The organism is Sporosarcina sp. USHLN248, assembly GCF_037144575.1.
Taxonomy (GTDB): Bacteria; Bacillota; Bacilli; order Bacillales_A; family Planococcaceae; genus Sporosarcina; species Sporosarcina contaminans.
In genome coordinates this window covers 57500-67244 of sequence record NZ_JBBCZC010000019.1, presented here as the reverse complement: position 1 = coordinate 67244, position 9745 = coordinate 57500, and the positions used below count along the sequence as shown (strand labels likewise).

The window sequence follows — 9745 nt, the reverse complement described above, 5'->3', positions numbered from 1 at the left end:
TTGGGTAAAGGATCTTCTTGTTCTTTTTTCGGTCATTGTAGTCTCCTCATTTCTATTAGTTGTATTCTACAAGACCTTAATTTTTCTGTCCATCTAAGTGTAGCCTATCCACTAGACATCCGACTCAATAATATGATTCGTATCATGCATCGGACTTTCGTAGGCGATCAATGTGACTCCTAATTCTTCTTCAAACTCGATTAAAGATTTTAGCTGTTCATCACTTAGTTGGGCGAGAGGTGTGTTTTCAGGTGTCATACGTTCACTTCCTTAGAAAATTTATAATTAGGGTATCCAAGTGATAAGGGAATATGCAAATGTTTATTGCGATAAAAAATCCACATTAGCCCTACTGAGCCATGTGGATTTGCAGAAGTATTTTATTTTTAAATTACCCAACTTGCCAAGGACGATTCACTTTTGACTTTTTCACCAACTGTTTGGGACATAGTTCAGCCCTTGTCATTCGTTGAGGCTCCATTCCTTTTTCTATCCGGGAACTTACTTCTCTGGATAGAGAGTATAGGTTAGGTGCTAAAAAGACTCTTGTAGATTGTTGATTGCAGTTTGGGCATTCTGTTTTTTGTTTATTGCCAGCCATGGTCTTAAAGAACAATGTAAATTCGCCGCAGTCTTTGCATCGGAATGTGTAGCTCGGCAAACTAATCCCTCCTTATTTAGGCCGAATATCTTGATCGAATATTTGGGTAGGGATGGCGATTGTACAACATGCATTCGGAATATCGACGATGCCGTTGATCCGTCCTTCGACAGGTGCCGTACTTAACAGCATATATGCCTGTTCTCCCGTATAGCCCAATGTTTTCAAGTATTCAATCGCATTCAGGCAAGCGCGGCGGTATGCTAAATTGGCGTCTAAGTACGATTGTTCACCGTTCCGATCATCGACTGAAATTCCTTGGAAGACGAGAAAATCATTATAGTGCGGCTCTACTGGACCTGGCTGGAATACAGGGTTTTCATAGATTTTATATTTTTCCATGCCGCCTTTTATAACATCCACCTTTAGCTCGATCCAGCCTGACATTTCGATTCCGCCGCAAAATGTAATTTCACCATCTCCTTGTGAGAAATGCAGATCGCCTACGGACAGCTTCGCACCATCAACGAATACAGGGAAGTAGATCCTTGATCCTTTTGACAAGTTTTTAATGTCGCAGTTGCCGCCATTTTCGCGTGGCGGAACGGTACGTGCGCCTTCTCTGGCGATCCGGTCAAACTCGGGCCCCTTCAAATGGCCAAGTACGACACTTTCTTCATTAGGCGGATTGGCGAGGGCTGGCACGCGATTCGGATCTTTATCAATTAATTTTTGCTCCCGTTCATTCCACTTTTGCAAAAGTTCCATGGAAGGGGCGACACCGATTAAGCCGGGATGGATGAGTCCGGCAAATTTTACGCCCGGAACATGACGTGAAGTCGTATAAATGCCTTCAAAATCCCAAATCGACTTTTGTGCTTCTGGAAACTCGTCCACTAAGAAGCTGCCGCCATTTTCCTTGGCGAAGATTCCGTTAAACCCCCATTCATGTCCTTGGTGGGCCCCGATATCTAAAATATCGACAACAAGCAAATCACCCGGTTCCGCACCATTTATATACACTGGACCGCTTAAAACATGTACTCTCGTAAGATTCACCTTTCGAACATCTTCTGCGCTGTCATTATTTTTAATTTGCCCATCTGTCCATTCTTTGCAATCCATTCTAAACGAAGTTTTCGGATCAACAGAAAAGGCAGCAGGGATATCTGGGTGCCATCGATTATGCCCTGGATGAACTTGCTCCTCCATAGGCTTGTTCAAATCAAGAGTGTACAAGGATTTTGCCATTTCATTTCCCCCAATCATACATTTCAAATGAGTTTTCACTTCAGAGACACTATATGTAACTGTAAAATTTATATGAATGATGAGGGCATTTCCAATTATGGGTATGCGCATCGGAGCATAACAGGTCCTTTCGTCAGGAATATATAGATGGGTGCAATCAAAAAGGATACTTAAGGAGTTTTTGTTAGTGCTTATGCTCGTAATTATTTTTTTCCTTTTTCTTTCTTAAGTTCTTACATTCTTAGTAGGTGTTAAGTGACTGTTAACTTACTGTTAGGTGTCTGTTCGTTTTTACTCAGCTTATTAATTTGAACTCCTTGTAGAGCCTAAATTGACAAGATATGTGGATTGTTAAGTGCCTGCCAATTGTTTGTTATAGGTCTGCTTCCGTCGAGTGGAAAGTGTAGTTATGCGTTTTAGTTGGGGGTTATGAGTGAACTGGTATGTTTATGCGTATATCTGGAGGGTTTTTGCGTATGAAACGTGTTTTTATGCGTTTTTTCGGGGGTTACGAATTCAATTTGTCTTTTGCCCTGGCTATGAACAATCCATGAAGTTAGTGGTACAATAAATGGGAATTGATTGAAAGATTTGATGTGCAATTTGAGAAGAAAAATTTTAATAGAGGGGATGTATGATGAGAGCTGTATTATTTGATTTTGATGGTACATTGGCGAATACATTGCCAATTTGTTACTGTGCATTTCAAAATGTATTTAAAAGGTTTGATAATAGGGAGATTACACCAAACGAAATTGTTGAAATGTTTGGTCCTTCAGAAGTCGGAATTATTAGGGAAAATCTAATGAGTCCTCATAAGGAAGAAGCAATTAAACATTTTTATGAAACATATGCCCAATTCCACAAAGATTTGGTAGCTGTTAATGATGAAATAATAAAGCTTTTAACATCTTTAAAAGAAGCAAATATCAAGTTAGGAATTTTTACAGGAAAAGCAAAAAGAAGTCTACATATTTCATTGGAACAGTTACATATGGAAGGTTTGTTTGATGTTATGATCACAGGAGATGATGTGAGCAATCCAAAGCCGCATCCAGAAGGGCTGCTGAAGGCTTTGTCTTTATTGGATGTAGATAGTTCTGAAGCGATTTTTGTTGGGGATAGCGATGCGGATATCATTGCCGGAAAGCAATCGAATGTTTTTACAATTGGTGTCCAATGGCTTCCTGAGTATCAAGCAAAAGCATTCTTTGAGCAACCGGATTTAATCGTGAGAAATGTGACGGAATTTATGAGTTACGTAAAGGTGGGGGTTAAATGAGTATGAAATGGTTGGACTGGGCAAAAAGAATCCAAGCACTGTCCCAGTCAGGGTTAGCTTTTTCAAAGGATTTATACGACATCGAACGGTATGAGGAATTGCGCGAAATTAGCGCTGAGATTATGGCGGAGCATACCAATCTTGAAATAAATATAATCAACGATTTATTTACGAATGAAACGGGTTACCAAACGCCGAAAGTGGACGTTCGAGGTGTCGTTTTTAAAAATGGCAAAATATTAATGGTGAAAGAAAATATTGATAATCAATGGGCTTTACCTGGTGGATTTTGCGATGTTGGAATGTCACCTTCCGAGAATGTAGTGAAGGAAATTAAAGAGGAGTCGAATTATGATGTCAACCCGGTGAAGTTAATTGCCTTATTGGATAAAAACAAGCACCCTCATCCTCCGGAGGCATACCATTATTATAAAGTTTTTATTTTGTGTGAAATTATCGGAGGAGAGCCTGCAACTGGGTTAGAAACTTCTCAAGTTGAATTTTTCTCAGAACATAATCTACCGCCGCTTTCCGAGAATCGAAATACAGTGACTCAACTTAAAATGGTATTTGATTTCTTGAGAAATCCGGAAAAGGAAGCGATATTTGATTGAACTGTCGTTAGTAGGATATTCTTTTTATTTTTATCGGTCTAATTCTTTCGTTTAAGCAATAAATCAGTATGTAATTTTCAGAATTGATGGAACTAATTAAGGGGCATCATCGCAAAAAAAACATTGTCAGTAAAATATAGGATATTGGGGGAATGAAGCTTTGTCCATAGATTTACATGAATGAACAGAGCATCTCGATGATAAGTGGCTATCTGTTCTTTGTCCTGATTTTCAAGCTGTCGCGTATGCGTTGTACACTGATGAAATTGTGCATTTGTATCATCATCCTTTTTATTCAGAAGCAGTTGTGGAGATTCCATGGAGTGAGGGTTTTGCTGGAATTACATTGATTTTATTTAAAGAGTATCCAACTGCAATTGTCAAAGTAGATAGTTTTGCAGATGATAGTCGGTTATATTCTGTGCTTGCCCATGAACTGTTTCACGGATTGCAATATGTGAAAGGGGAGTCGAGGTTCCCTGATGAAGTGTTGGGCATCACGTATCCGAATGATGCAGAAAACATCGCATTGCACCAACAGGAGCGTCTGCATTTGTACAAGTCTGTCATGGCAACATATATAGTAGAGAGAGTTAACGACTTGAATCAATTTATTTCATATCGAGAGCGTCGAGCTGAAGTGATTGGCCAGTTTATGGAATATGAGCAGCTCATTGAAACAGTCGAAGACCCAGCATATTATGTAGAATTAAATGCGTATGTCGTTAGAAGTGGTATGTAAAAGAAGGAAGAAATTCGTTCTTACGGAAAACCTTTACTGAATATAGAAGATTCTACATTACGCAGAAGTTGCTACAGTGCCGGATTATTCCTTTGTATTTTATTAGATGAATTGTCCGCAGGATGGCAAGTGGATTTCATGCAATCTGAGCTGACGTTATACGCGTATGTAAAACAGTTTGTAGAGCCGGTGCAAAAGAGCATTAACAATCTTGAAATAGCAGATGCGAAAAGACTGATTCATCTGATATTTCAAAAGCGTGACGAAAAGATCGACAAGGCACTTCAAAAAGCACGATATGTGCTCAATATCTATGGGGCAATCCGAATTACAGGCATCGATCCGATGAACATTACAGCACGCGGAAAAAAGTGCTGCATGAAAATTTTGTACGTTTGAAAATGGGTGAACAAGAGTTTCTTTTACAGCAGCCAGTCATTGCGCTGAATGATGAAAACATTTTCCATTGCGAGCATGTCCAAATTTTGTTGGACGAGAAGCCGATTGTAGAAGATGGGCAACTTACGATTGCAGACATCGGAGTTGTGAAGGGTCGTATTGATGAATCGAAATTGACATTATGGTTGGAGTGAATAGTGAAAGAACAGGAAGCCAATCGTTATGAAAAATTGGCTTCCTTTTTAAATGGTTAATCCTGTTCATAAAGCGTCTATCGGGACGTTGTCCAAAATAAATGTAGTTCAAAATAGGTTTCCATCAAAAGAAGTATCTGTTTGAAAGGCCAATAAAAAGATTCCACTATGAGTAGAATCTTACATTCAACTAACAGTTGATAGGAGATGGGATAACAATATGCTACGCTGAAGTTAACAGTGCGCACTGAAACTTTTTGGGGAGGTAGTTTGGATGTTGGATTCTGTTAAGGTTGGAAGTTATATTTCGAAATTGCGAAAGGAAAGGGATTGGACACAAGTAGAGTTGGCGGATCGGTTAAATGTAAGTCACCAAGCTGTGTCGAAATGGGAACGTGGAGATTCACTGCCGGATATCGGTACACTCATGGTTGTCGGGCAAACGTTTGGTGTGTCAGTTGATGAGTTAATGAATGGGGGAGCCGATAAGGACAGCTCGACGTATATCCATAATATTGGTCGAATGATGACAAGGTTTACTGAAAACCGCCGGGAAGAAGTTGCAGAAATGATCAATACGGGTGAAGCGGATATGGAAGGGCTTATTGAAGTTGCTCCTCTATTAAAGGCGAGTGAATTGGCGGATGTGGCAGAACGGGTTAATAAGGGACTGTTTAATCAAGATCTGATTGTACAACTTGCACCCTTTGTGGAAACAGAATTGTTAGATGGATTGGTAATTGGAGTTGCGAAGGAAGGCGTTGATATGAAGTTTGTGCAAAAATTAGCGCCGTTTTGCAGTAAAGAGGCGCTAAGGGGATTAATTGAAAAAGCAAATAAAGATGAGCTGGATTTCGCTATCGTCGCTCGATTGGCGCCGTTTGTTGGGGAGGACATGGTGGATGAATTAATCGAGAAAGCGATTCGTGAAGGAATAGAGTGGAGAGATATCGTGCGGCTTGCTCCTTTTTGCAGCAAGGGCAAATTAAGCAGTTTAGTAGATCGGACGGTAGACGGTGAGTTGGATTCAAAATGCCTCGTTTCGCTTGCCCCTTTCTTAGGGAGAGATGTTTTGAAGCGACTTGTGGATGAAAGGGAAATTGTCGATCTGGATCCGGAGACGATTGCACGATTGGCGCCTTTTGTAGATAAAGCGACGCTTAGCGGGTGGATTCATGCGTTGTTAGTGAATTGATATGGGAAAGCAGCCTACATTCTGGTGTTGCTTTTTGGAAGAGGGGCTTTTTGGATTGAGCTGAAAGTGGTGTAAGAGCTGTATTTATGCGCCTGTTTGGTGAGTTTATGCTTTCTTGATGGGGTTTATGAGTCTTGCGGGTAAGTTTATGCGAACCTACAGGGGTTTATGAGTCTGGCGGGTAAGTTTATGCGAACTTGCAGGGGTTTATGAGTCTGTGAGTGAGTTTATGCGTCCTTGCAGGAGTTTATGAGTCTGTGAGTGAGTTTATGCGTCCTTGTTGGAGTTTATGAGTCTGTGAGTGGGTTTATGCGTCCTTGCAGGGGTTTATGAGTCTGGCGGGTAAGTTTATGCGAACTTGCAGGGGTTTATGAGTCTGTGAGTGAGTTTATGCGTCCTTGTTGGAGTTAATGAGTCTGTGAGTGGGTTTATGCGAACTTGCAGGGGTTTATGAGTATGTAAGCATGATCGTTAACTATGCGAGTTCGAATTGTCTGGCAAGTGGGAATGGTCGGATGGTATAATTGGGGGATAATAGCATAGGTTTTCAAAGGTGATCGGTATCTCGTTGTTGCAACGTTATGGTCTATTGCACGAAATTGATCATCGGCATGATCATCTTTACTACACGAATCGTAGTACAAAATACATTATCCACCCTTGAGTTTTAGCGGACTCAAGTGGATGTTCTGCTTTGGGGACGCTGACTCGAAATGGAATCAGCGACTATGATCCGCAGCGATGCTTCAACATCGTTGCGGTCTTTTTACTATATTTTCCACTTATCAAATTTATAATATAAAGATGGGGGCGATAATGATGTTCTTACAAAATGGTCGGCTGGCCATTCGGGAATTGATTGAAGAGGATAAGCAGTTAATGGTGAAGTGGTTGTCTGATCCGGAAGTCCTTCAATATTACGAAGGAAGAGATCGTCCTGCGGATTTGGCGCAAGTTGAAGAGGACTTTTTCGGGGAGGCGGGAGATGAATCGCGGTGTCTTATTTTGTATGAGAAGAACCCGATTGGATATGTACAGTTTTATCCAATTGGAGATGAAGAAAGAGAGATTTACGGATATTTTGATGCGCTAAATACGATTTACGGAATGGATCAGTTCATCGGCGAGGTTTCTTATTGGAATAAAGGGATTGGAACGCAGCTTGTAGAAATGGTAGTTAATTATTTATTCACAGACCGAAAGGCGGACCGTATCGTCATGGATCCTCAAACTTGGAACGAACGGGCAATTCGGTGCTATGAGAAATCCGGATTCAAGAAGGTGAAGCTTTTGCCGAAGCATGAGTGGCATGAAGGAGAGTATCGGGATTGCTGGTTAATTGAAAAGAAGCGGGAATGAGGGTTTCATATGAGAAATCGAGGAGCTGCTGTCATTGTAGATATGGATCAAGTCGCCGTTATTAAGAGAACTCGTAATGGGGCGGAGTATTATGTGTTTCCAGGCGGGGGCATGGAAGATGGAGAAAGTCCAGAGCAAGCGACGATTCGAGAGGTGTTTGAGGAGTTGGGCGTACATATTAAAACTAAAGAAAGTCTTGGAACTGTCCAGTTTAATGGAACGCAGCATTATTTCATAGCAGAAATTATCGGTGGGGTTTTTGGAACTGGTGCAGGAGAAGAATTTGAAGCGGATCGGAACCGTGGGACATATGAGTCGATGTGGATGCCGATCAATCAGCTGCTGTCAGTTGATGTTAGGCCGATTGAGATTGCCGAAAAGCTATTCAAATATAACGGAGGGAAAGAACATGCACCGGATAAAACCAATTGACGCAGCAACACAATTTATTAATGAGTTTTTTCCCGATTGTCAAGCTGCTGTTCTTGCAGGAAGTGTCGTTAGGGGAGAGGAAACACCAACATCAGATTTAGATATTGTCGTTATACAAGATGGGCTGCCGTCTGCTTACCGGGAATCGCATGTCGAATATGGTTGGCCGATTGAGGTATTTGTGCATACGCAAATGAGCTATAAAGACTTCTTTAATTCGGATGCAGAAAGAGGTCGTCCGTCATTGGCCCGCATGATGTCGGAAGGCATCGTAATTGTCGATTCCGGCATTCTTCATAGAATTAAGGGAGAGGCAGATGAGTTGTTGCGAAAAGGGCCTGAAGAGTGGACGGACAGTGTGCTGCAGACGAAGCGCTACATGTTATCTGATTTGTTAGATGACTTCATCGGGACATCAGATGAAGCGGAAGCGTTGTTTATTGCAAATGCAATTGCTGAAGCGGCGCATGAATTTGTGCTACGGACGAACGGGAAATGGATCGGTGCTTCGAAATGGATCGTTAGAGCATTAAGGCAGTATGATGTCTATTTTGCCGATCGATTCTTGGCGGCGTTCCAAGAATTTTATAAGCACGGAGAAAGGGAAGCGGTTATTCAAATCGTGGATGAAGTGTTGGAGCCGTTTGGAGGTAGGTTATTTGCAGGTTATTCTATAGGAAAGTGAGGACTGTGCAATGCCGAGTATGTATGTCAACTGGGGACCGCGTGGAGGTTATAATTTGAAGCTTACGTGGATGCCGGAGCTTATGCCGGATCGCCAAGTGGTTACGAGTGTCCATGCATTTTGTTTTCATGACGGGCAGCTCCTTATGGTGAACTTGAACGACCGGGGATGGGATTTTCCGGGAGGGCATATTGAAGCTGGCGAGACAGTCGAGTCGTGCGTTTATCGTGAAGTGATGGAGGAGGCGTACGTAAAAGGCAATTGTACGCTTTTGGGCTCTATTGAAGTGAATCACGAAAAAAATCCGCTTTGGAATGAATCGAGTCCTTACCCGAAAGTGGGGTACCAAGTTTTTTATCGTATGGATATTACGGAATTTCTGCCGTTTGAAGGGGATTTTGAATCATCGGAGCGAACATTGATCAATCCAGATAAAGTAGGAGACTATTATAAAGGTTGGCATGAATTGTACGAAGCGGTTATGAAGCTGGCATTGCAGCCTGTTGAGAAAGAGGGTGTTTGATTTGGAGATTAGAAGTTTGCACAGTAATGACAAGCCTCCGTTTGATCTGCTTTTAATGGCCGACCCGTCACGGGAGCTTGTTGAAGAGTACATAGCGGAAGGCGAGTGCTACATCGCCGAGGAAAATGGTGAGGTTATTGGTGTCTTTGTAATTGTTCCGCTTACTGAGGAAGTGGTGGAAATTAAAAACATTGCTGTTCACGAAGATAAGCAAGGGAAGGGTTTTGGCAAGAAACTAGTGCAAGAAGCTATTGACGTTGCGAAGAGACAAGGCTATGAAGCAGTTGAAATCGGAACAGGCAATTCGAGCATCGGCCAGCTTGCGCTTTATCAGAAATGCGGTTTTCGGATTGAGGGCATCATCAAAGATTTTTTTGTTGAGCATTATGACGAGATCATTATGGAAAATGGCATTCAATGTATGGATATGGTTCGTTTAAGGTTGGAGATTCAAAAATGAAAGAAGGA

General features: G+C 41.6%; 14 protein-coding genes. 11 read left to right on the top strand and 3 right to left on the bottom strand.

Annotation, left to right across the window (positions count from 1 at the left end):
- Positions 1 to 111: 111 nt before the first annotated feature.
- The 3 genes from WFH04_RS09645 to fmdA form a co-directional block, all read right to left on the bottom strand.
- On the bottom strand, positions 112 to 258 hold the full coding sequence (locus WFH04_RS09645; RefSeq protein WP_336823844.1) for a hypothetical protein: 147 nt from the start codon (positions 256 to 258) through the stop codon (positions 112 to 114).
- 133 nt (positions 259 to 391) lie between these two features.
- Complete coding sequence (locus tag WFH04_RS09640) at positions 392 to 661, bottom strand: FmdB family zinc ribbon protein (RefSeq protein WP_336823843.1); 270 nt, start codon at positions 659 to 661, stop codon at positions 392 to 394.
- Positions 662 to 673: 12 nt separating this feature from the next.
- Complete coding sequence (fmdA, locus tag WFH04_RS09635; protein WP_336823842.1) at positions 674 to 1852, bottom strand: formamidase; 1179 nt, start codon at positions 1850 to 1852, stop codon at positions 674 to 676.
- A gap of 634 nt (positions 1853 to 2486) precedes the next feature.
- On the opposite strand from fmdA, the gene WFH04_RS09630 reads away from it, so the two are divergent.
- From WFH04_RS09630 to WFH04_RS09580, 11 genes are all read left to right on the top strand, one after another.
- Positions 2487 to 3134, top strand: coding sequence for an HAD family hydrolase (locus WFH04_RS09630; protein WP_336823841.1), 648 nt, complete (start codon positions 2487 to 2489; stop codon positions 3132 to 3134).
- Positions 3131 to 3748, top strand: coding sequence for an NUDIX hydrolase (locus WFH04_RS09625; protein ID WP_336823840.1), 618 nt, complete (start codon positions 3131 to 3133; stop codon positions 3746 to 3748). The genes WFH04_RS09630 and WFH04_RS09625 overlap by 4 nt, the downstream gene beginning before the upstream one ends.
- Before the next feature lie 250 nt (positions 3749 to 3998).
- The gene (locus WFH04_RS09620) at positions 3999 to 4490 is read left to right on the top strand and encodes a hypothetical protein (RefSeq protein WP_336823839.1); all 492 of its coding nucleotides are present in this window, start codon (positions 3999 to 4001) and stop codon (positions 4488 to 4490) included.
- A gap of 129 nt (positions 4491 to 4619) precedes the next feature.
- Positions 4620 to 4889, top strand: a complete 270-nt coding sequence (locus WFH04_RS09615; RefSeq protein WP_336823838.1) for a hypothetical protein — start codon at positions 4620 to 4622, stop codon at positions 4887 to 4889.
- A gap of 2 nt (positions 4890 to 4891) precedes the next feature.
- Positions 4892 to 5083 carry a hypothetical protein gene (locus tag WFH04_RS09610; protein ID WP_336823837.1) on the top strand — a complete coding sequence of 64 codons (192 nt, stop codon included), beginning with the start codon at positions 4892 to 4894 and terminating at the stop codon, positions 5081 to 5083.
- A 274-nt stretch (positions 5084 to 5357) separates the two neighbouring features.
- Positions 5358 to 6278, top strand: a complete 921-nt coding sequence (locus WFH04_RS09605) for a helix-turn-helix domain-containing protein (RefSeq protein WP_336823836.1) — start codon at positions 5358 to 5360, stop codon at positions 6276 to 6278.
- Positions 6279 to 7097: 819 nt separating this feature from the next.
- A complete protein-coding gene (locus WFH04_RS09600) occupies positions 7098 to 7637 on the top strand; it encodes a GNAT family N-acetyltransferase (RefSeq protein WP_336823835.1) in 540 nt (179 codons plus the stop codon).
- 9 nt (positions 7638 to 7646) lie between these two features.
- A complete protein-coding gene (locus WFH04_RS09595; RefSeq protein WP_336823834.1) occupies positions 7647 to 8069 on the top strand; it encodes an NUDIX hydrolase in 423 nt (140 codons plus the stop codon).
- On the top strand, positions 8056 to 8754 hold the full coding sequence (locus WFH04_RS09590; protein WP_336823847.1) for a nucleotidyltransferase domain-containing protein: 699 nt from the start codon (positions 8056 to 8058) through the stop codon (positions 8752 to 8754). The genes WFH04_RS09595 and WFH04_RS09590 overlap by 14 nt, the downstream gene beginning before the upstream one ends.
- Positions 8755 to 8764: 10 nt before the next feature.
- A complete protein-coding gene (locus tag WFH04_RS09585; RefSeq protein WP_336823833.1) occupies positions 8765 to 9277 on the top strand; it encodes an NUDIX hydrolase in 513 nt (170 codons plus the stop codon).
- A 1-nt stretch (position 9278) separates the two neighbouring features.
- On the top strand, positions 9279 to 9737 hold the full coding sequence (locus WFH04_RS09580) for a GNAT family N-acetyltransferase (protein WP_336823832.1): 459 nt from the start codon (positions 9279 to 9281) through the stop codon (positions 9735 to 9737).
- The last annotated feature ends 8 nt before the right edge of the window (positions 9738 to 9745 follow it).